Source organism: Natronoarchaeum mannanilyticum, assembly GCF_039522665.1.
GTDB lineage: Archaea > Halobacteriota > Halobacteria > Halobacteriales > Natronoarchaeaceae > Natronoarchaeum > Natronoarchaeum mannanilyticum.
In genome coordinates this window covers 416040-440285 of sequence record NZ_BAAADV010000007.1, presented here as the reverse complement: position 1 = coordinate 440285, position 24246 = coordinate 416040, and the positions used below count along the sequence as shown (strand labels likewise).

At 68.8% G+C, this 24246-nt stretch carries 21 protein-coding genes; 12 read left to right on the top strand and 9 right to left on the bottom strand.

Features of this window, described 5'->3' with window-relative positions; all coding sequences use genetic code 11:
- Positions 1-45 precede the first annotated feature (45 nt).
- Together glpK and ABDZ81_RS15295 are read left to right on the top strand one after the other, a co-directional pair.
- Positions 46-1584: a glycerol kinase GlpK gene (gene glpK / locus ABDZ81_RS15300; protein WP_343774879.1), complete on the top strand. Its 1539-nt coding sequence runs from the start codon at positions 46-48 to the stop codon at positions 1582-1584.
- A gap of 2 nt (positions 1585-1586) precedes the next feature.
- A complete protein-coding gene (locus ABDZ81_RS15295; RefSeq protein WP_343774878.1) occupies positions 1587-2651 on the top strand; it encodes a DUF7973 family transport facilitator in 1065 nt (354 codons plus the stop codon).
- A gap of 18 nt (positions 2652-2669) precedes the next feature.
- Here ABDZ81_RS15295 and bcp read toward each other — a convergent pair whose 3' ends face one another.
- The 3 genes from bcp to priS all read right to left on the bottom strand — a co-directional run bounded on the left by bcp (position 2670) and on the right by priS (position 5432).
- Entirely contained in the window at positions 2670-3152 is a 483-nt protein-coding gene (gene bcp / locus ABDZ81_RS15290) for a thioredoxin-dependent thiol peroxidase (protein ID WP_343774877.1), read from the bottom strand.
- 68 nt (positions 3153-3220) lie between these two features.
- Positions 3221-4216: a DNA replication complex subunit Gins51 gene (locus tag ABDZ81_RS15285; protein WP_343774876.1), complete on the bottom strand. Its 996-nt coding sequence runs from the start codon at positions 4214-4216 to the stop codon at positions 3221-3223.
- A 7-nt stretch (positions 4217-4223) separates the two neighbouring features.
- Complete coding sequence (priS, locus tag ABDZ81_RS15280) at positions 4224-5432, bottom strand: DNA primase small subunit PriS (RefSeq protein WP_343774875.1); 1209 nt, start codon at positions 5430-5432, stop codon at positions 4224-4226.
- Positions 5433-5823: 391 nt separating this feature from the next.
- Here priS and ABDZ81_RS15275 point away from each other — a divergent pair, with 391 nt between their 5' ends.
- The 4 genes from ABDZ81_RS15275 to ABDZ81_RS15260 all read left to right on the top strand — a co-directional run bounded on the left by ABDZ81_RS15275 (position 5824) and on the right by ABDZ81_RS15260 (position 10424).
- On the top strand, positions 5824-7395 hold the full coding sequence (locus ABDZ81_RS15275) for a hypothetical protein (RefSeq protein WP_343774874.1): 1572 nt from the start codon (positions 5824-5826) through the stop codon (positions 7393-7395).
- A gap of 163 nt (positions 7396-7558) precedes the next feature.
- On the top strand, positions 7559-8335 hold the full coding sequence (locus tag ABDZ81_RS15270; protein ID WP_343774873.1) for an SDR family NAD(P)-dependent oxidoreductase: 777 nt from the start codon (positions 7559-7561) through the stop codon (positions 8333-8335).
- Complete coding sequence (locus ABDZ81_RS15265) at positions 8332-9354, top strand: TIGR04024 family LLM class F420-dependent oxidoreductase (RefSeq protein ID WP_343774872.1); 1023 nt, start codon at positions 8332-8334, stop codon at positions 9352-9354. The genes ABDZ81_RS15270 and ABDZ81_RS15265 overlap by 4 nt, the downstream gene beginning before the upstream one ends.
- 98 nt (positions 9355-9452) lie before the next feature.
- On the top strand, positions 9453-10424 hold the full coding sequence (locus ABDZ81_RS15260) for a quinone oxidoreductase family protein (protein WP_343774871.1): 972 nt from the start codon (positions 9453-9455) through the stop codon (positions 10422-10424).
- An 81-nt stretch (positions 10425-10505) separates the two neighbouring features.
- On the opposite strand, the gene ABDZ81_RS15255 is transcribed toward ABDZ81_RS15260, so the two are convergent.
- Both ABDZ81_RS15255 and folP read right to left on the bottom strand, forming a co-directional pair.
- Entirely contained in the window at positions 10506-11183 is a 678-nt protein-coding gene (locus ABDZ81_RS15255) for a 6-hydroxymethylpterin diphosphokinase MptE-like protein (RefSeq protein ID WP_343774870.1), read from the bottom strand.
- 168 nt (positions 11184-11351) lie between these two features.
- Positions 11352-12572: a dihydropteroate synthase gene (folP, locus tag ABDZ81_RS15250; protein ID WP_343774869.1), complete on the bottom strand. Its 1221-nt coding sequence runs from the start codon at positions 12570-12572 to the stop codon at positions 11352-11354.
- A 276-nt stretch (positions 12573-12848) separates the two neighbouring features.
- On the opposite strand from folP, the gene ABDZ81_RS15245 reads away from it, so the two are divergent.
- The 3 genes from ABDZ81_RS15245 to ABDZ81_RS15235 all read left to right on the top strand — a co-directional run bounded on the left by ABDZ81_RS15245 (position 12849) and on the right by ABDZ81_RS15235 (position 15495).
- A complete protein-coding gene (locus ABDZ81_RS15245; protein WP_343774868.1) occupies positions 12849-13958 on the top strand; it encodes a GNAT family N-acetyltransferase in 1110 nt (369 codons plus the stop codon).
- Between the two features lie 129 nt (positions 13959-14087).
- Positions 14088-14621: a DUF8114 family protein gene (locus tag ABDZ81_RS15240; RefSeq protein ID WP_343774867.1), complete on the top strand. Its 534-nt coding sequence runs from the start codon at positions 14088-14090 to the stop codon at positions 14619-14621.
- Positions 14614-15495, top strand: coding sequence for an RNA methyltransferase (locus ABDZ81_RS15235; RefSeq protein ID WP_343774866.1), 882 nt, complete (start codon positions 14614-14616; stop codon positions 15493-15495). The genes ABDZ81_RS15240 and ABDZ81_RS15235 overlap by 8 nt, the downstream gene beginning before the upstream one ends.
- Here the strand turns inward: ABDZ81_RS15235 and ABDZ81_RS15230 are convergent.
- The 4 genes from ABDZ81_RS15230 to ABDZ81_RS15215 form a co-directional block, all read right to left on the bottom strand.
- Entirely contained in the window at positions 15492-15770 is a 279-nt protein-coding gene (locus tag ABDZ81_RS15230) for a hypothetical protein (RefSeq protein WP_343774865.1), read from the bottom strand. The genes ABDZ81_RS15235 and ABDZ81_RS15230 overlap by 4 nt on opposite strands.
- Before the next feature lie 160 nt (positions 15771-15930).
- Positions 15931-17799 carry a Glu-tRNA(Gln) amidotransferase subunit GatE gene (gene gatE / locus ABDZ81_RS15225; RefSeq protein ID WP_343774864.1) on the bottom strand — a complete coding sequence of 623 codons (1869 nt, stop codon included), beginning with the start codon at positions 17797-17799 and terminating at the stop codon, positions 15931-15933.
- A 105-nt stretch (positions 17800-17904) separates the two neighbouring features.
- Entirely contained in the window at positions 17905-18141 is a 237-nt protein-coding gene (locus ABDZ81_RS15220) for an HVO_2901 family zinc finger protein (RefSeq protein ID WP_343774863.1), read from the bottom strand.
- A gap of 227 nt (positions 18142-18368) precedes the next feature.
- Positions 18369-19775: a class II fumarate hydratase gene (locus ABDZ81_RS15215; protein WP_343774862.1), complete on the bottom strand. Its 1407-nt coding sequence runs from the start codon at positions 19773-19775 to the stop codon at positions 18369-18371.
- 128 nt (positions 19776-19903) lie between these two features.
- On the opposite strand from ABDZ81_RS15215, the gene ABDZ81_RS15210 reads away from it, so the two are divergent.
- From ABDZ81_RS15210 to ABDZ81_RS15200, 3 genes are all read left to right on the top strand, one after another.
- Complete coding sequence (locus ABDZ81_RS15210; protein WP_343774861.1) at positions 19904-21226, top strand: ABC transporter substrate-binding protein; 1323 nt, start codon at positions 19904-19906, stop codon at positions 21224-21226.
- A 120-nt stretch (positions 21227-21346) separates the two neighbouring features.
- Positions 21347-22627, top strand: a complete 1281-nt coding sequence (locus tag ABDZ81_RS15205) for an ABC transporter substrate-binding protein (protein ID WP_343774860.1) — start codon at positions 21347-21349, stop codon at positions 22625-22627.
- 313 nt (positions 22628-22940) lie between these two features.
- Entirely contained in the window at positions 22941-24236 is a 1296-nt protein-coding gene (locus ABDZ81_RS15200) for an extracellular solute-binding protein (RefSeq protein ID WP_343774859.1), read from the top strand.
- Positions 24237-24246 lie beyond the last annotated feature (10 nt).

Sequence of the window (24246 nt, the reverse complement as noted above, 5' to 3'; positions counted from 1 at the left end):
ATCGGTGGCGTGGCCGGACGATCGGTCCGGCGACATCGACCAACCATGACAGAGAATACCTACGTCGGCGCTGTCGACCAGGGCACGACCGGCACGCGATTCATGGTGTTCGACCACGGCGGGCAGGTTGTGGCGAACGCCTACGAAAAGCACGAACAGATTTACCCGGAACCCGGCTGGGTCGAGCACGACCCCCGAGAGATCTGGGAGAACACCAAAGACGTCATCACGCAGGCGCTGGCGGAAGCCGGCATCAGCGCGGACCAGCTCGAGGCGATCGGCGTCACCAACCAGCGCGAGACGACGCTGCTGTGGGACGCCGACTCCGGGCGGCCGATCCACAACGCCATCGTCTGGCAGGACCGCCGGACGACCGACCGCGTCGAGCAGCTCCAGGAGGAGGGCAAGGCCGACGACGTGCAGGCAAAGACCGGCCTGGAGCCCGACGCCTACTTCTCGGCGACGAAGGCCGAGTGGCTGCTGGACAACGCCGACCCGATCAAGACCGAGCGCGCCCGGCCCGCGGATGTGCGAGAGCGCGCCGAAGAGGGCGAGATCCTCTTCGGCACGATCGACTCGTGGGTGATCTACAACCTCACCGGCAACCACATCACCGACGTCACGAACGCCTCGCGGACCATGCTGTTCGACATCCACGAGATGGAGTGGGACGACGAGCTCCTCGAGGAGTTCGACGTGCCACGCGAGATGCTCCCGGAGGTACGCCCCTCCAGCGACGAGGACCTGTACGGCCACACGGACGCCGACGGGTTCCTCGACGCCGAAGTGCCCGTGGCGGGCGCGCTGGGCGACCAGCAGGCCGCGCTGTTCGGCCAGACCTGCTTCGACGCGGGCGACGCGAAGAACACCTACGGGACGGGCTCGTTCTTCCTGATGAACACCGGCAACGAGGCCGTCGAGAGCGACCACGGGCTGCTGACGACCGTCGGCTTCCAGCGCTCGGGCGAACCCGTCCAGTACGCGCTGGAGGGCGCGATCTTCATCACGGGCGCCGCGATCGAGTGGCTCGAGGACATGGAGCTCATCGACGACGCCGCCGAGACCGCCGAGCTCGCGCGGAGCGTCGACTCGACCGACGGCGTCTACTTCGTGCCCGCCTTCACCGGGCTGGGCGCGCCCCACTGGGACCAGCGCGCCCGGGGGACGATCCTCGGGATGACCCGCGGGACGCGCAAGGAACACCTGGTGCGGGCGACCCTGGAGTCGATCGCCTACCAGACCCGCGACGTCGCCGAGGCGATGGAGGCCGACAGCGGCATCGACATGCAGACGCTGCGGGTCGACGGCGGCGCGGTGAAGAACAACTTCCTCTGCCAGCTCCAGTCGGACATCATCGACACCGAGATCGCGCGGCCGCAGGTCGACGAGACCACCGCGCTCGGCTCGGCGTACGCGGCGGGACTGGCGGTCGGCTACTGGGAGACGGCCGACGAACTCCGGGACAACTGGCAGATCGACCGCGAGTTCGAGCCCGACCAGAGCGCCGACTACGAGGACAAGTACGAGCGCTGGTCGGAGGCCGTCGATCGGTCGCTCGACTGGGCACGCGACGGTGGTGAGTAACTATGGTAGTCGATCTGGCCGTGATGCAGGTTCCGGTCATCGGTCTCGAGTGGGAGCACTTCCTCGTGCTCGTGCTCGCCGCCGCCGCGGGCGGGGCGTTCGGCGCCGCTGTCGGCGCGCTGCCGTCGTTCGTCTTCACCGGGTTCGTCGTCCTGCTGGGCGAGGGCCTGGCAGCGCTCGGCGGAACCGGCACGGAGTTCACCGAACTCGCGGGCGCCAACCTGGCGTCCGGCGTGACCGGGACGATCGGGTTCGGTCCCGTCACCGGCCCGCACGTCGCCTTCGCCGGCGGCGTCGCGGCGACGTCGTACGCGGGGATGCGCTACGGCGAGATGGAGCCCCCGGACTGGGACTACCACTTCGGGAAGAACATCCTCTACGCGTTCGGCACGAAGCCGGACATCCTCGCCGTCGGTGCGATCTTCGGCGTGCTGGGCATGCTGATCGTCCGGATCGGTAACGGGCTCGCCCTGCCGTTCGACACGATCGCCTTCGCCGTGTTCGCGACCGCGCTGATCGCGCGGCCGGTGTTCGGCTACCCGGTGATCGGGAGCCCGCGCGGCGACGGCTACTTCGACATGTCGCCGTTCGCGCGCGAGGAGGAACGCGGCGACGGGAGCGGCCGGCTCTCCGTCGAACCGTGGCTGCCCCAGCAGTACAAGTGGTCCGGCGTCACCGCGATCGGCCTCGTCGGCGGCGCGCTGGGCGGGTGGACCTGGATCATGACCGGCAGCATCTTCATGGCGTACGGCATCTCGGCGGCCAGCCTGCTGTTCCTGAACCTGGGCGTCGAGAAGTTCCCGGTCACTCACCACATCACGCTCGGCGGTTCGACGTTCGCGGTCGTCGCCGCGGGCGCCACCGGCAGCGAGCTCGTCGTGATGCTCGCCGCGATCTTCGGCGGCGTCGTCGGTTCGCTGCTGGCGGAGGCCACCCAGCGGATCGCCTACGCCCACTCGGGCACTCACGTCGACCCGCCCGCGATGTCGATCTTCATCTACACGCTCGCCATCGGCGTGCTGTACCTGCTGGACCTGCTGCCCAACTCCGGCTACCTCGGCCTGTAATCAATCGACTCGGACCCACTACTTTCCTTTCGTCGCTTCGTCGCCGAACGTGAGATCCGCGAGGATCTCCTCGGCGTGTCCCTCGGGATCGACGCCCTCGTAGGTCGCCGCGATTCGGCCCTCCTCGTCGACGACGTACGTGTTGCGGAACACGCCGTCGAACGTGTTCCCGAACATGTTCTTCTCGCCGTAGGAGTCGTACGCGCTCGCGACCTCGCCCGACTCGTCGGACAGCAGCGTGATCGGCAGATCGTGCTTCTCGGCGAAGTCGGCGAGATCCTCGACCGGGTCGTCGCTGATCCCCAGGACTGCGACGTCACGCTCCGCGAACTCGTCGTAGGCGTCGCGGAAGCTACACGCCTCGGTCGTGCAACCGGGCGTGTCGGCCCGCGGGTAGAAGTAGACGACGACCTTGCGCCCCTCGAACTCCGAGAGTGCGACCGGCTCGCCGTTTTGATCGTGCAGTTCGAACTCGGGCGCCTCGTCGCCGACATCGAGCATGCACGATCAGAGTGCGTCGAGCGCAAAACGGGTTCCGCTCCGGCGCGGTATCGCCGCGGTCGTCTCAATCAGTCCAGCCGCTCGGCGGCGTCGCGCTCGATCAGCGGTTCGGCGTTCGTCTCCGGCAGCGTGACGACGTCCTCGGCGCTCAGTTCGTACTCCCGCTCGTCGACGCCGAAGATCTCGCCGACGTCCTCCGTGATGCGGACGGTCGTCCGGTCCTCGTCGAATTCGGGTAGGGCATCGGGCGCGTCCGTACTTTCGCCGGGACCGTCCGCGGCGTCTGCTCCGCTCCCGTCGTCGGCCGGCGTCGCGCTTCCCGACGGCGCCGCGTCGCGCTCGGCATCGCCGGACGCCAGCTCGCCATCGTCGGCAGCCGGATCTGGCGATCCGCCGTCGCCGGCGTCCGCCTCTCCACCGCCCATCAGATCGGCCGCGCTGACGGAAGATGCCTCGCCGGACGGTCGATCTGCCGACGAATCGGCGTCGTCGGCGTCGCTCCGGTCGCCGTCGACCGGCGTGGGGTCGGCGTCCGGCGCGGTCGGGTCGGTCCGGTCGGAACTCGGCGGCGACGCCGCGGCGTCCGCGTCGCCCGGTGCGGTACCGGTGGCTGTGTCGGTCGGAGCCGCTTCGGCGTCGCTCGCGGTCGGATCGTCGTCACCCGCGTTCCCGTCGACCTCGCCCGCCAGCACGTCGAGAACGTGGGACTTGTTGGTCTCGATCCGATCGACCAGATCCTCGAACAGGTCCTGCTCCTCGGCGGTCAGCCCCTCCTCGTCGGAGGGCATCCCGGCCGCGGCGAGGCTGGCGCGCTTGACGAGCTTGCCCATCCGGCGCTCGTAGATCGCCTCGACGACCTCCTCGGCGGTCTCGATCTCGTCGGTGAGCCGGCCGACCTCCTCCGAGGAGAACGGGTCCTCGGCGCGCTCGGCGGCCCGGTCGCGCTCGTCTTTGAGTTCGGCGACGTACTCCCCGACGTCCTCGTAGAACGAATCCCGCAGATGCTGGAGGCTGTCCTTCTGGCGCTCCTTGCTCTGGACGGATCGCAGGTCGTCGAGGTTCATTCGTGGCTCATTCTTTTTCCTTTTCCGCGTGGCCGCGGGCCATCAGGTAGACGCCCACGTGCTCGGGTACTGTCTGTGCACCCTCGGTTATTGTAAAACTGTCGCCGCCAAGACTGATCATCGCGCTGTCCTGTGATTCGCCCGGCATATCATCGATCCCGGTCACGTCGATCCGGATCTCCTGGCCGACGAACTGCTCGGTGACGGCGTCGGTCAGCGGCTCGAAGTCGGCCAGTTCGTTCCGGTCGATCCGCAGCACGCGCAGGCCGGTGCCGCCGTGGAGGCTGCCCGGCAGGCGGATCAGCCGGTTCGTGTCGGTCGTCACCGGCTCGTCGATCGGTGCGCTCTCGGCGTCGAGCACGTCCTCGGCGAGGATGCCCGCGAGCTGGTAGAATGCGGGATGGACGTCGACGTTACCCGCCGCGATCTGTTCGCGGTTGTTCCGCGCGGCCGTGAGCGCGCCGCGGGCCTTCCCTTCGCCGATGCCGTCGAACTCACGGAGTCGCTCCATGGCATCCTCCTCGGGGAGTTCCAGCAGCTCGTCGACGAACGCGTCGAGTCGCTCGTGGACTCGCCGGCTCCAGCCGCCGTCGGTGATCAGCGAGCGCTTGTGCGCCGGGCTGGAGCGGCCCGCGGTGCCGCCGACGGTCTCGTGTTCGATCAGGTGGTCGAACTCGACGTCGATGCCGCGCACGTAGTCGACGATCTCGCGGCGCTGCTCGCGGTCCAGCTCGCGGACGCCGTCGTCGCGGACGTGGACGTGATAGCCGCGGCCGCCCGAAAACACGACGGTCAGGTCCTCGAAGCCGAAGTCGTCTTCGAGGATGTCGAGCAGACGGAACAGGGCGTCCTTGCAGACCGCGAGCATCTCCTCGTAGCTGTCCTCGGTCGGCGAGACGCCGGGCAGGTGGTCGGCGTCGAGGTCGAATACGAGATCCGAGCTCCGCCAGCCCTTCCGGTTCATGTTGCCCGCGCTCGGGTCGTCGTAGCGACCCGCCGAGAAGTACACGTGGCGCGGTCGCTTGCGCGCCAGAAACTCGTCGAGCGCACCCAGCTCTAGCAGCGACCGGTGGCGGACCATCGTGGTCCCGGGCCCCTCGGTCCAGGGGATAAAGCCCCACTCGCGCTGGCTGGCGTCGGGCGGCGGCGCAATCGAGGTCCGTCGGTAGTAGTCGCGGAACCGACCTCGAAGGTACGCGCGGGTGCGCTCCTCCATCGGTTCACCTCGTATGGCCGGGGGGCTCCTAAAGCTACCCTTACTAGCTCGCAGGAGTGTTCTGTCAGCGTTCAGATGGCAGTAAGGCGACCGTATCGAGACCCGCACGACGCCGACGCGGCGGCTGCGACAGCCCGATCGACGCGGACGCCCGTACGGCGGTTCCTAACCGCTGTTCTCGAAGGCGGAATCCGGACGCGTCTCGCCGCCTCGCCGTTCGACCCCGCCTCGTGGTCGGTCGACGCCGGCGCCCGCGTCTCACCGGTAAGGCTGTCTTACGACCGACAGGCCAACCGATCACGTATCGGCGCCGCGACGCCGGTCCGAAGCCGCGCCACGGCGTCGAGTTTGGCACCCTATAACTAACGCCGAACGGTGCGTGCCCCCGGGCATGAGTGAGGAGGGCGACGACGGGCCGACCCGCCGCCAGCTACTGGGCTTGATCGGCGCCGGCGGGATCACGGCGATCGGCGCCGGGCTGATCATCACCGGCGCCCGCGTCTCGCCGACCGATGACGACGGAGACGGTAACGAGTCGGCCGACGGCGACCGGGAGCCCGACGAGCCGTCGGCTCTGTCGGCCGCCTGGGACGCGACGTACGGCGACGGTCCGAGCGCGTTCTCCGCGGCGGTCGGCGGGCGCGACGTCGGCTCTATCTTCTCCGACGGAAACGCGACGAACGAGACCGCCGGGAATACGACGCTAAACGGGACCGGAACCGCGAACGAGACCGCCGGGAACGCGTCGATCGGAAACGAGTCCGGGACCGGAAACGCGACTGACGGGAACGTCTCGGATTCCGAGGACGGTCCCGACGAAGCCGTCTTCGGCGGCGTTCGATCGACCGATCAAGACGACGGCGAGGGGTGGCTCGTCGGCGTCGAAGGTCCCGAGACCACGACGTTCGACGTCACGTACTCGGCCGATCAGGGCGAACAGGCGTTCGACGCGATCGAGTGCGTGCTCCCCGCCGCCGACGGGTGGGTGATCGTCGGCTGGACGCACGTTCCCTCGCCGGACGACGGGGACACCCCGGACCGCAAGTTTCCCTGGGCTTCCGGCGTCGACGAGGCCGGGAGCAGTCAGTGGTTTCGAACGTACGAGCGCCCCGGCGTCGAGTCCTTCCGCGACGTGTTCCGCGACGGCGTCCCGACGCCGGACGGCGGCTACCTGCTCGCGGGCGTCACGCTCGGCGAGTCGTTCGACGACATTCGCCGGGGCGACGGCTGGCTGGCGAAGATCGGCGCCGAGGGGCGACTGAACTGGGAACGGACGTACGCACCGGACGGCGCGAATCGAACGACGTGGTCCGACGACGAGCGGTACGACGCGTTCACGACGGTCCGGGCGGTCGATGGGGGGTACCTGCTGGCCGGGGCGGCGACGACAGACGGCCCCTCCGACTCGAACCCCGCGGACGGGTGGGTCGTGGCGGTCGATCCGAACGGCGAACGGCGCTGGTCCTCCACGTACGAGTACGCCGGGGGCGAGGACTCGGACGCCGTGGATCTGGCTGTATCGGACGTCCGACCGGCGGGCGACGGGTTTCTGGCGGTCGGGACCGCCGGGAGTTACGAGTACGTCCGCCCGCTCCGCGAGAACCAGCTGTTCGGCGACGGCTGGATCGCCGGCCTCGGCGCCGAGGGCGAGGTCCGGTGGGAACAGAGCGTCGCGGACGCCGCGCTCCGCACCACGGCCGACGCGGGCGACGCGGGCAGGATCGTGGCCGGCGCGCGCGAGAACCAGCCGTGGGTCGGCCTGCTCGGCGAGGACGGATCTCTCGCGGAGGAACTGACGCTCTCCGAGGCGGACGGCGTCGTCTCCACGGCGGCGGTGCGCGACGACGGCGCGATCGCGCTGGCGGGACGCCGGGACGACGGCGAGACGCCGGTGGCGTTCGTCACGCAACTGTCTCCGATCGAGGACGCCGCCGCGGAGAGCGATTCCGACGCAGAGGAGTGACATCGACGTCGAAGAGCGACGTCGACGCGGAAGCGCGACGCCGCTCCGATCGGGCTGGTCGCGATGTCGACGCCGGACCGATCGCCGGGCCAACTTTAAGATAGTTCACTGTGTACTCGGGAGTGTACATGTTTAGCACGCCACGCAGGGAGGTCGAGCGACGGTGACGGGCGGCCGATTCGGGATCGAGGGGTCGACGGCGATCGTCACCGGGGCGTCCAGCGGCATCGGGAAGGCGATCGCCGAGCGGTTCGCCGCCGACGGCGTCGACGTCGTGATCTGCTCGCGCGACGAGGACAACGTCGATCCGGTCGCCGAGCGGATCAGCGAGCGCGAAGCGGGCGGCGAGGCCGTCGCCGTCGAGTGCGACGTGACCGACCGGGACGCCGTCGAGGCGCTCGTCGAGACCACCGTCGAGGTGTTCGGCGGGCTCGACGTGCTGGTCAACAACGCCGGCGCCTCCTTCATGGCGAACTTCGAGGACATCAGCCCGAACGGCTGGAATCGGATCGTCGACATCAATCTCACCGGCACCTACCACTGCACGCAGGCCGCCGAGGAGGAACTCAAAGACGGCGGCGGCGTCGTGATCAACCTCTCCAGCGAGGCCGGCCAGGACGGCGCGCCGTTCATGAGCCACTACGCCGCGGCGAAGGCGGGCGTGATCAACCTTACCAAGACGCTGGGTCACGAGTGGGCCGACGACGGCGTCCGCGTCAACTGCATCGCGCCGGGCTACGTCGCGACGCCGGGCGTCGAATCGCAGATGGGCGTCACAGCCGAGAATATCGACCGCGACGAGGTCGACCGCGCGATCGGCCTGAGCGAGGAGATCGCCGACGTGGCGCAGTTCCTCGCGAGCCCGGCGTCGTCGTACGTCGTCGGCGAGACGATCCGCGCGGCCGGCGCGCCCGACCTCATGAAATCGCCCGACCAATGAGCGACGCGAGCTCGCGCGCCGATCGGGAGATCCATCTCCCCGTCGCGGCGCAGGACGGGGTCGACGCCATCGCCGAGATGACGAACAGAGCCGAGGATCGGGGCTACGAGCGCGCCTGGCTCCCCGAGACGTGGGGCCGGGACGCCGCCTCGACGCTGGGCGTCGTCGCCGAGCGCACCGAGCGGATCGAACTCGGCACCAGCATCGCCAACGTGTACTCGCGCTCGCCCGCGCTGCTTGGTCAGACCGCCGCGACGCTCCAGGAGGTCTCCGACGGGCGATTCCGCCTCGGCATCGGGCCGAGCGGGCCCGCCGTGATCGAGGGCTGGCACGGCGCCGACTTCGACCGGCCGCTCCGCCGGACGCGCGAAACCGTCGACATCGTGCGGAAGGTCGTCGAGGGCGAGCCCGTCGAGTACGACGGCGACGTGTTCACGCTGTCGGGCTTTCGGCTTCGCTTCGAGCCGCCGGATCCCGCGCCGCCGATCGACGTCGCGGGACTCGGTCCCAAGTCGGTCGAACTCGCCGGCCGGTTCGCCGACGGCTGGCACGCCACGACGTTTACGGCCGACGGGCTGCGCGAGCGTCTGGAGGATCTGCGCCGCGGCGCCGAACTGGGCGACCGCGACCCCGAGGACGTGCGCGTGACGCTGTCGCTGCCGGCCTGCGCGCTGGAGGACGGTGACGAGGCCCGGCAGCTCGCGGCCCAGCACCTCGCGTTCTACGTCGGCGGGATGGGCACCTACTACCGCGATTCGCTGGCCCGACAGGGCCACGAGGAACTCGCGACCGACATCGCGTCGGCGTGGGCCAGCGGCGAGCGCGACCGGGCGGTCGAACTCGTCGCCGAGAACGTGCTCGACGACATGGCGGCCGCCGGGACGCCCGAGCAGGCCCGCGAGCGGCTCTCCGAGTTCGAGTCGATCGAGGGCCTCGACGCCGTCGCGCTGGCGTTCCCCCGCGGCGCCGACCGCGAGGCGATCGACGAGACGATCGACGCGCTCGCCCCCGACGCGTGACGTTTTAGCGTCCGTTCGCGGACTGACTCGCCACAAACGACCCGACTGTTGTCCCACGTTGGACTTAATTTATCATTCGGGAGGTGCAAACGGTTCCCATGAACGTGATCGAGGTGACGGAGTACGGCGACGCCGACGCGCTGGAGGTCGTCGAGCGGGAGCTGCCCGAGCCCGGCCCCGAGCAAGTCCGGATCGAGATCGAGTCCGCGGGGATCAACTTCGCGGACATCATGCAGCGCCGCGGCAAGTACCTCGGCGGCCCGGAGCCCCCGTACGTCCCCGGCATGGAGGCCGCGGGACGGATCGACGCCACCGGCGAGCGCGTCAACTTAGACGAGGGCGACCGCGTCGTCGCGATGGTCGACACCGGCGCCTACGGCGAGTACGTCCTCGCGAACCCCCAGTCGCTGTTCCCGATCCCCGAGGGGATGAGCTTCGACGAGGCCGCGGGCTTCCCCGTCCAGTTCCTGACCGCCCACGGCTGCCTGTTCGGCTGGGGCGGGCTCGAAGAGGGCGAGCGCGTGCTGATCCAGGCCGCCAGCGGCGGCGTCGGCACCGCGGCGGTCCAGCTGGCGTCAGCGGCCGGGGCCGAAGTGTTCGGAACCGCAAGTAGTCAAGAGAAGCTCGACCGGGCCGCCGAGCTGGGCTGCGATCACCCGATCAACTACGTCGAGGACGACTTCGTCGAGGAGATCGACGAACTGACCGACGGCGAAGGTGTGGATCTGGTGCTGGACGGCGTCGGCGGCGACGTGTTCCACGACAGTCTCGACGCGCTGAAACCGTTCGGCCGGATCGTCACCTACGGCGCCGCGAGCGGCGACACGGCGTCGGTCGACACCGGTCGGCTGCTGTTCGAGAACAAGACCGTGATCGGCTACCACCTCGGGCGCGCGATGCGCCACGACCCCGGGCGCGTGCTCGAAGCCGTCCCCGAGCTCACCCAGAAGCTCACCGGCGGCGACCTCGAAGTGATCGTCGGCGAGTCGTTCCCGCTCGAAGACGCCGCCGAGGCCCACCAGTACATCGAGGACCGCAAGAGCAGCGGGAAAGTCGTCCTGCACCCCTGATCGGCGACTGTTTTTCTCCCTCCGCTTGCCCGGCGTGACGCCGCCGCGGCGTCGATGCGGCGATATCCCCCTGTCGCGGCGTCAGATCGGCTCGATCGCCTCGCGCCGCCCGTCGAGCACGTCGAAACGTTCGCCGCGCTGGCGTTCGAGGTGGTAGAGGAGTCGCTCGGCCCACCGCAGCTTTCGGCGTTTCATCGGGTCGACGTCGGGGTCGTCGAAGTCCCAGCCGGGGAACGTCAGCCGCCCGGCGTCGAGCGCGTCCGCGAGAAACGCCGCCCGGTCGCCGTCGGTGAAGCCGCCGAAGTTTCGAACCGGTCCGGCCGGCTCGGCCTGGGTCGTCGGCAGCAGATACTGGTTATCGAACCGCGGGACGTACTCCCGCAGCGTCGCCACGTTGTCGCCGTGGGCGTGGACCGCGACGGGCGTCCCCGATCCGGCGAGTTCGATCGCCGTCTCGGGCGTCCCGTCGAGATCGGTCACGACGAGGTCGACGTCGACGCCGCGGTCGCGGAGTCGCTCGGCGGCCGTCGACGCCGCGACGACGGCGTCGGCGTCCGCTGCGAGTTCGACGTCGTCCGCTAACGACGGCCCGGCGCCGGCGATCGCCACCGTTTCGCCGTCGAGATCCGGCAGCCGGTCGCAGTCGAATTCCTCGACAAGCTCCGCGAGCACGTCCCTCGCTCGCTCGTCGGCGTCGCTGTCGAAACCGAAGTCCGCGAGAATTCGCTCGTAGATCGGACACCAGTCGCTCCAGATCACCTGTGTCCTCCGATAAAGACGGCGATGGTCGAGCGAGCGTATCGCTCGACGCCGTACCGTCTGCACAAGCCGCTGATGTGGGCCGGAATGGCACCTGCAAGTACCCCTACCCCAGGGCCCTTCCGGCTTCCATCCAATCGTTTTCGTGCCTCTGGCATAAGCTTTCTCTTACTGCAACAGTTCGTCGAGAGCGACCGAGAGCGATTCTCCGATCGATTCGCCGGATTTGCGCGTTTCTTGTCCGGTCCCAGCGTCGATCAACGATGCGACGCGGCGGAGCGCCTCGATCGACCCGGCAAGCAGGATCGCCCGGTCGCCCGGAACCGCCAGCGCGCCGGCGTCCTCGGCGGCCGCGAGGAGTCGTTCGCGGCCCGCCGCGTCGAGTCCTTCGACCTCGAACGCGCGTGCGCCGACGGCGTCCGCCTGGCGTCCGTCCACACCGATCCGGTCGAGATGACGCCGCGCCTCGTCGGTCGTGTGCACGTCGAGTTCGGCGACCGAAACGCCGCCGACCGACGCGCTCGCCAATTCCTCGGAGAACCGATCGCCGATCATCGCGGCGTCGCGGGTCTCGGCGACGTCGTGGGTGCGGATCACGCGGGCGCCGCGCTCGACGGCCATCGACGTCGCCGCGAGGCTGACCGGCAGGCGCTCGTCGGTGTCGCGGCCGACGATCTCCCCCAGGAAGTTCTTCCGGTTGATCGAGACCAGCATCGGCTGGCCCAAGCCGCGGAACTCGCGGAGCCGCTCGAACGTCTCGCGGTCCTCCGCGAGCGTCTTCGACTCGCTCCAGCCGCCGAACGCGGGGTCGACGATCGTCTTGTCGGTCAGCCCGTTCTGCTTGAGCGACTCGTAGAGCCGGTCGACGTAGTCCGCCCGCTCGGCCCACTCGGGCGACTTGCGCTCGGCCCAGTCGACGTCCGAGATCGCACCCGGGCGCGAGAGATCCGGCGGGCTCGCCATCTTCGCGACGGCGACGTCGTACTCGCGACAGAGCTCCGGCATCTCCGGGTCGGCGAACCCGCAGACGTCGTTTACCATGTCGAAGCCGCCCTCTAACGCCGCGCGAGCGACCTCCGCGTACCGCGTTTCGATCGAGAACACGGCGTCGCCGCTCACGCTCTCGATCGTCTCTAAGGCGACGTGGAGCCGGGCGAGTTCCTCCTCGGCCGTGAGCACGTCGAGGCGCTTGTTCGCCGATTCGAGTCCGACGTCGACGATGTCGGCGCCCTCGTCGATCAGCTCCTCGTCGACGTACGCCGCGGCCTCGCCGGGATCGTCGTAGACGCTGGGGTCGTACGGCGACTCCTCGCTGACGTTCAGCACGCCCATGATCCGCGGCGGATGGTCGTCACCGATACCCAGCCCCGCGGCGTCGACGGTTCGCATACCCGATGCTTGGCCCCGACGCTCAAAGGCGAACCGGTCGCGTCGCGCGACGCCGCGTTTCGATCGAAGGAGCCGCGGCGTGACCTATCAACCGACGAATCTGATCCGCTTTCGACCGGTCACGTGGTATTAGTCCGGCTTGTGACCTAAGCCGCCGTCCGCTCCCGTTACGCCGCGTTTACTTATCTGGGAGGTCGGTGCACCGTAATTCATGAACGAACGCACAGACCCAGGACGACCACGCCGCCATGGCGCCCCCGTTGCGCCGCGTCCCCGATGAGCGCCCTCCGCGAGTCGACGGCGGGGGACGCGACGGCGAAAACGACGCTCGCGGTCCGACGGTACCGCCATTCCGACCGGGAGTCGTACCTGAGCTTGGCCGCCCGCGCCGGAGACGATGGTGTCTCGGCGGAGCGGTTCGCGTGGCAGTACGAGGACAACCCCTATCTCGATCACGCCCCGGTCTTCGTCGCCGAACGGGGGGACGAGATCGTCGGCGCGGCGGGGCTGTGGCCGCTGCGCGTCCGTCTCGGCGACGCGACGCGCGTCGCCGTCCAGCCGGGCGAGGCCGTCGTCGATCCCGACTACCGCGACCGCGGACTGCCCGGCCTGTTGTTCGGCGAGGCGATCGACGCCTGTCGCGACGGCGAACCGTCCGTCTGCATCGACTTTTCGGCGACGCCGGGCGGCGACGTCCCCGAGCGGACGGAGCTCGGGCGGCTCTCGACGTACTACCGCGTCAACGATCCCGGCTCGATCCTCGAACTGGGCGAACCGCTCGCCCGGATCGGCCGGGCTGCGGCGCGGGGCTACGCCGCGGCGTGCGACCGCATCGCGCCGTCGACCGAGCCGCTGTCGGTCGATCGCTACGAGTCGGTGCCGCCCGAGACGTTCGCCGCGCTCTACCGACGGCAGGTGCCCGCGGCGATCCACGCCCACCGCGACGAGGCGTTCTACCGCTGGCGCTTCCGGAACCCGGCGCGGGATTACGAGGCCTACGTCGCGCGCCGGGACGGCGAACCGGTCGCCGGCGCGGTGGTGGCGTCCCGACGACCTCCCGAAGGCGAAGGGCGGGTCGCGAGAGTCGTCGACCGTGTCCCGCTCGTGCTCGACGACCGCGACGCCGAAGCGTCGCTGCTGGACGCCATCGTGTCGGCGCACTCGGACGCCGCCGCGATAGCCGTCCACCAGGACGCTTTTTCCCACCGCACGCTCTCTCGCTTCGGCTTCCAGCGCGACGACGCGGTCCCGGTGGCACGCGTCGGTAGTCCGACCGCGTTCGGCGTCCGATCGCTCCGAGCGGACGGCGCGGCGCCGATCGAAGGCTACGATCCGACCGACCGGACCGACTGGCTGATCGGGTTCTGCGAGCGCCGCGACTGCTGATCGCGGCGCCGCGGTGCGGACCGCAGCGTCGGAGTGCGGACCCCACCGGCGGCGCGCGCCGACGCGCGCTGACCCGCGCCGTCGGCGCCAGACGCGCTCTTTTTACTCGTGGGGCGGATACGTCGCGACATGAGCAAGATCAGCATCGGCCTCCGCGGGTGGCGCTTCGACGAGGAGGAGGTCTTCACCGAGGACGACGAGCTGCGGCCCCTCGAAGAGCTCTCGGAGGACACCAGGAAGCGACTGGTCCGGCTGTCCGACATCGCGGACTCGGTCTGCGACGCCTGCTGGCTGATCCACGGCGACGAGAACATCGCGGAGTGTGCCCCCGCCGAGGCGGTGTACGGCGAGCCCGTCGCGGAGGTCGTGGTCTGTGGCGACCACGAGGACGACCTCATCTACTGGTTCCGCGAGGAGGGCGGCGACCGGTACGCGGGCGACGACGAGTTCCGCGACGCCTTCCACGAGTGGTTCCTCGAGGGCGGGCGCGCGCCGGAGGGCTACGAGGGGATCCAGCACGTCGAAACCGAGCCCGAGGACCTGCCGGAGCCGCCGGAGGTCGACGACGAAGCCCGTCGCGAGCAGTGGGAGGCGACCGAGCGGAAGTCGATGCGCGACGAGGAGCTCGACCTCTCCCAGGAGTACCCGGGCAGCGATGACTGAGGGGTCCGAACCGGGATCGCAGGACGGATCGACCGACGCCGACGATTCCGAGGCCCCGGAGTCGGGAGGACGGAGCCCGCCGGCCGTCGCCGTCGTCGACGCCCAGACGTCGGGCAACGTCGGCACCATCGCGCGGGCGATGAAGAACTTCGGCTTCGAGGACCTGAAGCTGGTCGACCCGCCGGACCTGAGCCGCGACAGCGAGGCCTACGGCTTCGCCGGCCAGGCCCGCGAGGACATCCTGCCGAACGCCGACGAGGTGACGCTCGATCACCTCGCGGCAAACTACCACACCGTCGCGCTGACGGCGACGACCAACGAGGACTCGCGCAAGCACGTCCGGTTCCCGTTCTCGACGCCCGCCGAGCTCTCCGAGCGGCTCGCGACCGTCGACGCGCCGACCTGCCTGGTGTTCGGCCGCGAGGACGTCGGGCTGACCAACGAGGAGCTCGCCCAGCTCGACGAAATCTGCGCGATCCCGGCCAGCGAGGAGTACCCCTCGCTCAACCTCGGGCAGGCGGCGACGATCACGCTGTACGAGCTGCGAAACCTGGCGCTCGATGAGAATCAGCTCCCGGACGTCGAACTCGAACGTGCCGACGAGCCGATCGTCGAGCGCCTCAACGACCAGTTCGGCGAGTTCCTCGAAGCGATCGACCATCCCGTCGAGAAGCGCGCGAAGACCGGGCGGCTGTTCCGGCGGCTCGTCGGGCGCGCCCACCCGACCGACCGCGAGGCCCGGACGCTGCTGGGCATCTTCCGACGCGCGAGCGCGCACCTGAACTTTTACGGCGACGCCGACGACGCCGCTGCGAAAAATGCCGACGCGAAGGACGGCGCCGCGGACGCGGCGGCGTCGGACGCGGAAAACTAGTCGTCGCGCGACTCGACGCGCTCATCGTCGAGCCACTGCCAGTCGGCGCCCGGCGTCGCGCGTCGATCGGTGGGTGCGTCGCGACCGGCCCGTTCGGCCGGCTCGCGTCCAGTTTTCGAGCGTGCCGATTCTCGCTCGGAAGTGCCGGGCCGCGCGGTCGCGGTGTCCGGTTCGTCGTCCAGTTCGTCGCTCAGTATCTCGGCGGCCGTCAGATGGCGGTCGCGGCGGCGATCCCCCAGGATCTCCCGCGGCGAGAGGTATCGTTTGCTCCCCATGACGATCGAACCGTCGGGATAGATGCCCCTTAGTATACGCTCGCTACGATTGGAAACCAATCCGTTGCCGAGTGGTTGCCGAACGCTTCTGTTCGGTATGCGGTAGCTAAACTCATCTAAAATCAGATGACGGCGAAACGACGACTTCGGGACGCAGATCTCAGGCGCGCTTCTGGATCTCCTCGCGGAGCAGTTCGCTCACGAGGTCGCCGTCGGCCTTGCCGCGCAGCGCGCCCATGCACTCGCCCATCAGGCCCGAGAACGCGCCCATCCCCTCCTCGGCGACCTGCGACTCGTTGCGTTCGACGACCTCGACGACGGCTTCGCGCACTTCGCTCTCGTCCGCGCCGCCGAGGTTCTCGCGCTCGACGGCCTCCTCGGCGCTGAGATCGGGGCTCTCCGCCAGCGCAGTCAGTAGGTCCTCCATCCCCTCGTTGGGCACCTCGCCCTCGTCGACGAGGACGATCGCGCCGCGCAGGTGCTCGTCGGTGAGATTCTCGACGGGCACGTCGTCGCGACGCAGCGCGGTCAGCGTCGATTCCAGCGTCTGGGCGGCGAGCGTGGCGTCGACGCCCTCCCCGACCAGGCTCTCGAACAGCGGCATCCGACGCCCGTACGCTACTTGCTCGGCCAGGCCCGAACCGAGGCCGTACTCGTCCTGGTAGCGCTCGACCTTCTCGGTGAGCAGTTCCGGCTCCTCGACGGCTTCGACGTCGGGCTCGACCGGAGGGACGTCAGTCTCGGGGTACATCCGCGCGGCGCCGGGCAGCGGGCGCAGGTACTCGGAGGTGCCGTCCTCGTTCGCGCCGCGGGTCTCCTCCGGGACGCCGTCGAGGGCCGTCTCGGCGCGCTCGGCGGCGGCCTCGATCGCGTTCTCCGCGACCTCCTCGCTCGCCGCGACGATGGCGACCGCGTCCTCGGTGCCCGCGCCGACGGCGTCGCGCAGCGCGGCGACCTCCTCGTCGGTGACGCCGTAGGCCGGCAGCTCGTCGGTGTGGAAGATGCCGCCGGCGCCGTGGCGCTTGGCGTGATCGGAGAGCTCGGTGCCCAGTCGGCGGTCGGGCTGGATTTCCGCGCCCACGAGGCCGTCGAAGCCGTACAGCGGGACCGCGGTGACCTTGCCGCCCGAGTCGAGCGCGCCCCGGATGACGCCGCTGTCGGTGTCGGCGAACACGTCGGAGACGTCCTGCACGTCGCCGACTTCGGCGTCGCGGGCCTCCAGTTCCTCTTTGATCTCCAGTAGTTCGACCTGCCGCTGGGCTTCGTTGCGGACGATGTCGTCGATGTCGTCGAGGCTCTGGACGCCCTTCAGCTCGACGCGGGCGCCGTCGGCGATCGAGATGTTGACGTCCTGGCGGATCGTGCCAAGCCCGCGTTTTACCTGTCCGGTCGAGCGCAGCAGCATCCCGATGCGCTCGGCGGCGTCGCGGGCCTGCTGGGGCGTCCGTATGTCGGGCTTCGTGCCGATCTCGACCAGCGGGATGCCGAGCCGGTCGAGGCTAAAGCGCACGCCCTCGTCGGTTTCTTCGACGCGCTGGGCGCTCTCCTCCTCGAGCATCAGGTCCTCGATGCCGACCGGCCCCTCCTCCGTACTGATCTCGCCGTCGGCGGCGAGCTTCGTCGTGCGCTGGAACCCCGTCGTGTTCGAGCCGTCGACGACGATCTTGCGCATGACGTGGGCCTGATCGACCGGCGTCATGTCCAGCAGCTGCGCGATCTCCAGCGAGACCTCCAGAGCCTCGTCGTCGAGCCGGTGGGGCGGCTCGTCGTCCTCCTCGACGAGGCAGGTCGTATCGTACGCGAGGTACTCGAACTCGCGGTCGACCTGACTCTCCTCTAAGGCTGCGTCGTCGATCTCGCCGAGCTCCGACTTCGTGGGGTGGAGATAGCGCGTGAAGCTCCGCTCGGCGTCCTCCGGTTCGCGGAGGTCGGTCGGACAGCCGCAGAACAGCTTCGCCTCGGTGTCGAGCTGCTGGTGGATCTCCAGGCCGGCCACGAGCCCCAGCTCCTCGTAGTCGTAGTCGGTCATTGTCGGACTCTCTGGCGGCGAGCGATAAAAAACCGTCCAAAGCGCGACCGCTCCGGGCGGCCCCGCCCCGCGTCCCGCCCCACCTTCGCGGCCGCGGCGTCCCGACTACCGCTGCTCGGCCAGTCGCGCGTCGGATACCCGATACAGGTCCTCTTTGAGCCCTCCGCCGTCGCAGTCGTCGTTGGGGCAGCTGTAGTGCCAGCCGTCCCGCGTCGCGGCGGCCTCGCTGAACTGCTCGCCGCACTCCCCGCACAGCAGCTCGTCTTCACCGCAGGTGTCCCGGTGCAGTTCGAGCTGGAGCTCCGTCGAGAAGCTGCGGTTACAGAGGCGACAGGTGTGCATGTCTAGTCGCTCTCACTCATCACTCAAAACTGCCCCGGATCGTTTTCGCCCGTGAAAGGCGTTGACGCATCGAAATTCGACGAACGAAATCGCAAGACTGCGAGGCCGCGATCCGGGAAGCCGAATCTACCGGCAACAATTGCAAAACCTACGCGATCGTACGCGAAGTGTCACGCGAACGGACGACGATCCGAGCGGCCTGTCCGCCCGCCGCGGGTAGGGGCAGGTCAGTCCTGCCCGAGGATCCCCCGGTGGGTCATCGTCTCGGGATCGAGCACCTCGTCGGCCTCCTCCTCGTCGAGGTATCCCTCGTCGACGACGACCTCGCGCACGGTCTTGCCCTCCGCGAGCGCCTTCTTGGCGACCTTGCTGGCCTTGTCGTAGCCGATCGCGGGGTTGAGCGCCGTCGCCAGCGCCATGCTCTGTTCGACCTGCTCCTCGCAGTGGGCCTCGTTGGCCTCCAGCGGCGCGACGAACTTCTCGGCGAACGCCTCGCCGCCGTTGGCGAGCAGCTCGGCGGACTGCAGGAAGTTGTACGCGAGCACGGGCTTGTACAGGTTGAGGTCGATCTGGCCCTCGGCGGCGCCCGCCGAGACCGCGGCGTCGTTGCCGACGACCTGCTTGTGGACCTGGTTGACCGCCTCGGCGACGACGGGGTTGATCTTGCCGGGCATGATCGACGAGCCGGGCTGATTCTCGGGCTGTTCGAGCTCGCCGAGGCCGTTGCGCGGGCCGGAGGCCAGCAGGCGCAGGTCGTTGGCGATCTTGTTGAGCGAGCCGGCGACCGTCTCCAGGGCGCCGTGGGCTTCGTTCATCGCGTCGTGGGCGGCCTGTGCCTCGAAGTGGTTGTCGGCCTCTCGGAACTCGAGGCCGGTCTCCTCGCTGATGTACTCGGCGGCGCGCTCCGGGAACTCCTCGTGGGTGTTGAGCCCGGTGCCGACCGCGGTGCCGCCGAGCGCGAGCTCGGCGAGGTGGTCGGTGACCGACTCGACGCGCTCGACGCCCTTCTCGACCTGCGTGCGGTAGCCGCCGAACTCCTGGCCGAGCCGGACCGGCGTGGCGTCCTGCAGGTGCGTGCGACCGGTCTTGACGACGCCGTCGAACTCGGCTTCCTTCTCGCCGAGCGCGTCGCCGAGCGTCTCCAGTGCGGGCAGCAGATCCTTCTCGACGGCTTCGAGCGCGGCGACGTGCATCGCGGTCGGGATCACGTCGTTGCTCGACTGGCCGAAGTTGACGTGGTCGTTCGGGTGGACCTCGCGCGTGCCGACCTCGCCGCCGTAGATCTCGGTCGCGCGGTTGCCGATCACCTCGTTGGCGTTCATGTTCGTCGAGGTGCCGCTGCCGGTCTGGAACACGTCGACCGGGAACTGGTCGTCGTGCTCGCCGGCGATCACTTCGTCGGCGGCCTCGACGATGGCGTCGGCCTTGTCCTCGGGGATCAGGTCGAGATCGCGGTTCGCCCGCGCCGCGGCCTTCTTGACGATCCCGAGCGCGCGCACGTAGCGGCGCCCGAACGTCAACCCGCTGATCGGGAAGTTCTCGACGGCGCGCTGGGTCTGTGCGCCCCAGTACGCGTCGGACGGCACCTGCATCTCGCCGAGGCTGTCCCGCTCCGTTCGGTAGTCCTCCGTCATACCGTGTGAGACGGTCGCAGTGGGAGTAAAAGCCACCGAAACGACGGCGACGGCTGCGACTCGCCGTACCGATTCCCCCCGATTATTTGATTCCGGGCCCTCAAAACGAAACGAACGAGGTCGTTCCCGTGAGTTCCTTCGGATACGATCCGAAACTTTCGCGCCGCCGACTGGTCCGTGCAGGCGGCGCAGCCGCCGCGCTCGGATTCGCCGGCTGTCTCGGCAACGACGGAGACTCCGATGGCGACGACGGCGACGCCGAACCGGACGGCCCCGAACTGGAGGTCCTCCATCCCTGGATCGCTCCGGCCGAACACTCCGCGATGGAGACGCTCACCGCGGCGTTCGAGGACGCGAATCCGGACATCGTGACGGATTTCTTTGCAAACTCGGGTGATACGCCGTACCGCGAGCGCATCGGGGATCGGCTGGACGCCGACGCCCCGCCGAGCAGTTTCGCGTGTCGGGCCGGTGGCAACCTCGAACGGTATCGTGCACACCTCGGCGCCGCCGCGGACGAGATTTGGAAAGAGGCCGACCTTTCGAGCGTCTCCCCGCCCGAGATTCGAAACCTCTGTCGGGTCGACGGCGAGCAGCTCGCGGTTCCGGTCGGCGCGTACCGGACGAACCACCTGTTCTACAGCGTCCGCGTGGTCGAGGAGGCCGGCGTCGACCCGGACGCGTTGTCGACGCCTGCGGAGCTGATGGGCGCGCTCGACCGGGTCGCCGAGACCACCGACGCGACGCCGATGGCACACCCGATGAAGGGGTCCTGGGCGACGCTCCAGCTGTTCGCGAACGTCCTGCTCGGTCAGGACGGGAACGACGCCTACGTGACGTTCGTCGAGGACGGCGGTGCCGGTAGCGCCGTGCGGAGCGCTCTGGAGACGACCGGCGAGATCCTCTCGAACTACGTCACCGACGACGCGGCGTCGATGAACCCGGCGATCGCCAACGACTCGCTCGCGAGCGACGAGGCGGCGTTTCTCCCGCAGGGGACGTGGACCGCGACCGACCTCCGCGCCAACGACTTCGATTACGGCGCTGACTGGGGCAGCGTCCCGTTTCCCGGCACCGACGGTACGTACGGCCTCGCGCTCGACTCGTTCGTCGCTCCCGTTGACGGCGCCGGCGAAAATCCCTCGCCGCGGGCGACCGACGCCTGGCTTCGCCACGTCGCTGACGCCGAGTCCCAGCGGTCGTTCAACGCGCGCAGGGGATCGGTCCCGCCCCGAACCGACATCTCGACGGCGCCGTTCGATCAGTTCCTGACCGAACTGACCGAGGAGTTTCGCACCGCGGACAGTCGCCCGCCGTCGCTCGCGCACGGTCTGGCCGTCGCCCCCGAGCAGTTGTCGGCGATGGAGTCGGTCGTCGAAGAACAGTTCAGCGGCCCGTTCGACGTCGACGCTACCGCGGAGGGATTGCTCGAGGTGACGAGGAATGGATGACGCCGAAGCGGTAGCTCGTACCGCCAGACTTCGTCGCCGCAGCCCGATCGCCTCTCGGCCGGCGGGCCCATCTATTTACTTCCGCGCGTAGAGGAGAAATACGAAAGATCGCGACCCTGTATGTCCGACCGCTACCCCGCCTCGGCGCTCACGCGGCGCCGTCTGTTAGAAACGGCAGGAGCGACCGCCGCTGGATTCGCCGGCTGTCTCGGGGCGGAGCCCGAGGACCCCCAGCTGGAAGTGCTCCACAACTGGAACAGCGGCCCCGAACAGGAGGCGGTCACCGCCCTCACCGACGGGTTCGAGACGGCTCACCCGGACGTCGATACGGACTTCAGGCCGATCGCGATCGCGGGCAACAAAACCTTCGAGTGGGTCGTTCGGAATCGGCTGGAACAGGGCGATCCGCCGAGCAGTTTCGCCACGCGCGCCGGTGGCGCGCTCGGCCGCTACGAGGGCTACCTCGGCGACGAGGCGCTGCGGGACGGCGCGCTGTCCGAAGCACACGTCGACGCGGTCCGGGAACACTGCCGGTACGACGGCCGGCTCGTCGCGGTCCCGCTGAGCGTCCAGCGGACGAACTGTCTGTTCTACGGCGTCGACGTCGTCGAGGAGGCGGGGGTTGATCCGGACGCGCTGTCGACGCCCACAGACCTGCTGGACGCGCTGGATCTGGTCGCGTCCGAGACCGACGCGACGCCGATGGCACACGGTATGTACGAACCACGGACGACGCTTCGGTTGATCGCCAGCGTGTTACTCGGGCAGTCCGGTGCCGACGCGTACGCGGCGTTCCTCGAGGGCGACGGCGGCGAGGAGGCCGTCCGGCGCGCCGTCGAAACGACCGAGCGGATCCTCTCGAACCACATCCAGTCGGAGTCGGACTCGTTCGGCGAGTTCGACGCGAGGGAGGAACTCGTCCGCGGTAGGGCGACGTTTCTCCAGCAGGGCGACTGGGCGGCCGACGAACTCCGATCGGAGGGGTTCGAGTACGGAACGGACTGGGACGTCGTCCCCTTCCCCGGTACGGAGAGGACGTACGCGATGGTTCTCGACGCGTTCGCCTACCCAGTCGACGAGAACGGCGGGAACCCCTCACCGTCGCTGACGGAGACGTGGTTGGGATACGTCGCCGGGCGGGAGGGTCAGCGGCGATTTAACGCACGCAGAGGGACGACGCCCACGCGGGTTGACGTCTCGACCGAGACGTTCGAGCCGTTCGCGGCTCGGTCGGTCGACGCGTTCCGCGACGCCGAGCATCACGTCCCGTCGCTCGCCCGCGGACTGGCCGTCGATCCGGAGCGAGTTTCGGACGCGGAAACCGTCCTCCGAGAATACTTCAGCGGTCCGTTCAACGCGGAGGCGACGGTCCAGGGCCTGATCGACGCGGTACGAACGTAGTGGCGACTTCCTCCTGTCGACGCAACTATACGGGCGCCCGGGGCCGACGCGCAGACCTCCGTGCCATAGTATAAAAAACTACCGGCACTCTCGGGATTTGGCCGATCGCTGGTTTAGATCGGGTTGGAACGGTTCGTTCTTTTATCGGGGTAAAAATCCCCCACAGCCCCCGTTGTGTAGATATATGCTGAGATTATACTTCAACCTTTTCTGCTTTTTGTCGCCGTTTACTCACTCCCGTAGAAAAACTTCAGTAATTATTAAGTACGGTCACGCTCATCGTACATGTGAGTCTCTATCAGAGACAATAATCATGAGAGAACAAGACTCGGACTCGACGCTCACGCGTCGTCGGATGCTGCAGGCGACAGGTGCCGCGGGCGCAGTCGGCTTCGCCGGCTGTCTGAGTAACGTCACCGACGGCGGAAACGGTGGCGGCGGCAACACGCTGGAAGTGCTCCACGGCTGGACCGGCGGCGACGGCCAGCGAGCCATCAACGCCCTGACCGAGGGGTTCAAGGAGGCTCACTCGGACGTCGACACCGACTTCCGCCCGATCGGCGGCGGTGGAAACACGAACCTCAACACGGTCGTCAGCAATCGGCTGAGTCAGAACGACCCGCCGAGCAGCTTCGCCGGCTGGCCCGGCGCCAACCTCCAGAAGTACGACGGCGTGCTCGGCGACCTCTCCGACGTCTGGGAGGAGGAGGGCTTCACGGATTCGCACCTCCAGGAGGCCGTCGAGGCCTGCCAGTACAACGATCAGTACGCGGCCGTCCCGATCGGCTCCCACCGACTGAACTGCCTGTTCTACAACACCTCCGTCGTCGAGGACGCCGGCGTCGATCCCGACTCGATGTCGAGCATCGACGACCTCATCACCGCGATGGACACGGTCGCCTCGGAGACCGACGCGACGCCGATGGCCCAGGCGATGAAGGCGCCGTGGACGACGCTCCAGCTGTTCGGGGTCGTCCTGCTCGGTCAGGAGGGGTACGACTCCTACATGACGTTCGTCGACGGCGAGGGCGGCGGCGACGCCGTGCGGAGCGCCCTGGAGACGACCAGCACGATCCTCTCGAACTACATCTCGGACGACGCCTCGCAGATCGGGCTGACGGGCGCCAACGAGATGATCATGAACGGCGAGGCCGCGTTCATCCACAACGGCAACTGGGCGGCCGGCGCCTACCGCGGAAACGACCTCGCCTACGACGAGGACTGGGGCTTCGTTCCGTTCCCCGGCACCGAGGGGATGTACACGTTCCACCTCGACTCGTTCATCTACCCGGGCAACAACCCGTCGCCCGAGGCGACCAAGACCTGGATGCGCTACGTCGGCGGGACGGAGGCCCAGGTGCTGTTCAACACGCGGAAGGGGTCGATCCCGACGCGGACGGACGTCCCCACCGACGAGTTCGGGCCGTACCTCACCGAGACCATCGACGACTTCCAGAACGCCGACCAGCTGCCGCCGACGCTGGCCCACGGCCTGGCCGTCAGTCCGAACCAGCTCACGAACATGAAAAGCGCCATCACGGAGAACTTCACCGGTCCCTACGACGTCGAAGCGACCGCGACGTCCCTGCTGGACATCGCTCAGCAGTAAACACCGGGGT

Coding starts and splice junctions, on each gene's coding strand:
- ABDZ81_RS15230 (WP_343774865.1), bottom strand. CDS start 15,770: ATGGGGAGCAAACGATACCTCTCGCCGCGGGAGATCCTGGGGGATCGC.
- ABDZ81_RS15200 (WP_343774859.1), top strand. CDS start 22,941: ATGAGAGAACAAGACTCGGACTCGACGCTCACGCGTCGTCGGATGCTG.
- bcp (WP_343774877.1), bottom strand. CDS start 3,152: ATGCTCGATGTCGGCGACGAGGCGCCCGAGTTCGAACTGCACGATCAA.
- ABDZ81_RS15215 (WP_343774862.1), bottom strand. CDS start 19,775: ATGACGGAGGACTACCGAACGGAGCGGGACAGCCTCGGCGAGATGCAG.
- ABDZ81_RS15285 (WP_343774876.1), bottom strand. CDS start 4,216: ATGAACCTCGACGACCTGCGATCCGTCCAGAGCAAGGAGCGCCAGAAG.
- ABDZ81_RS15260 (WP_343774871.1), top strand. CDS start 9,453: ATGAACGTGATCGAGGTGACGGAGTACGGCGACGCCGACGCGCTGGAG.
- glpK (WP_343774879.1), top strand. CDS start 46: ATGACAGAGAATACCTACGTCGGCGCTGTCGACCAGGGCACGACCGGC.
- ABDZ81_RS15245 (WP_343774868.1), top strand. CDS start 12,849: ATGAGCGCCCTCCGCGAGTCGACGGCGGGGGACGCGACGGCGAAAACG.
- ABDZ81_RS15275 (WP_343774874.1), top strand. CDS start 5,824: ATGAGTGAGGAGGGCGACGACGGGCCGACCCGCCGCCAGCTACTGGGC.
- priS (WP_343774875.1), bottom strand. CDS start 5,432: ATGGAGGAGCGCACCCGCGCGTACCTTCGAGGTCGGTTCCGCGACTAC.
- ABDZ81_RS15295 (WP_343774878.1), top strand. CDS start 1,587: ATGGTAGTCGATCTGGCCGTGATGCAGGTTCCGGTCATCGGTCTCGAG.
- ABDZ81_RS15205 (WP_343774860.1), top strand. CDS start 21,347: ATGTCCGACCGCTACCCCGCCTCGGCGCTCACGCGGCGCCGTCTGTTA.
- ABDZ81_RS15265 (WP_343774872.1), top strand. CDS start 8,332: ATGAGCGACGCGAGCTCGCGCGCCGATCGGGAGATCCATCTCCCCGTC.
- ABDZ81_RS15235 (WP_343774866.1), top strand. CDS start 14,614: ATGACTGAGGGGTCCGAACCGGGATCGCAGGACGGATCGACCGACGCC.
- gatE (WP_343774864.1), bottom strand. CDS start 17,799: ATGACCGACTACGACTACGAGGAGCTGGGGCTCGTGGCCGGCCTGGAG.
- folP (WP_343774869.1), bottom strand. CDS start 12,572: ATGCGAACCGTCGACGCCGCGGGGCTGGGTATCGGTGACGACCATCCG.
- ABDZ81_RS15240 (WP_343774867.1), top strand. CDS start 14,088: ATGAGCAAGATCAGCATCGGCCTCCGCGGGTGGCGCTTCGACGAGGAG.
- ABDZ81_RS15220 (WP_343774863.1), bottom strand. CDS start 18,141: ATGCACACCTGTCGCCTCTGTAACCGCAGCTTCTCGACGGAGCTCCAG.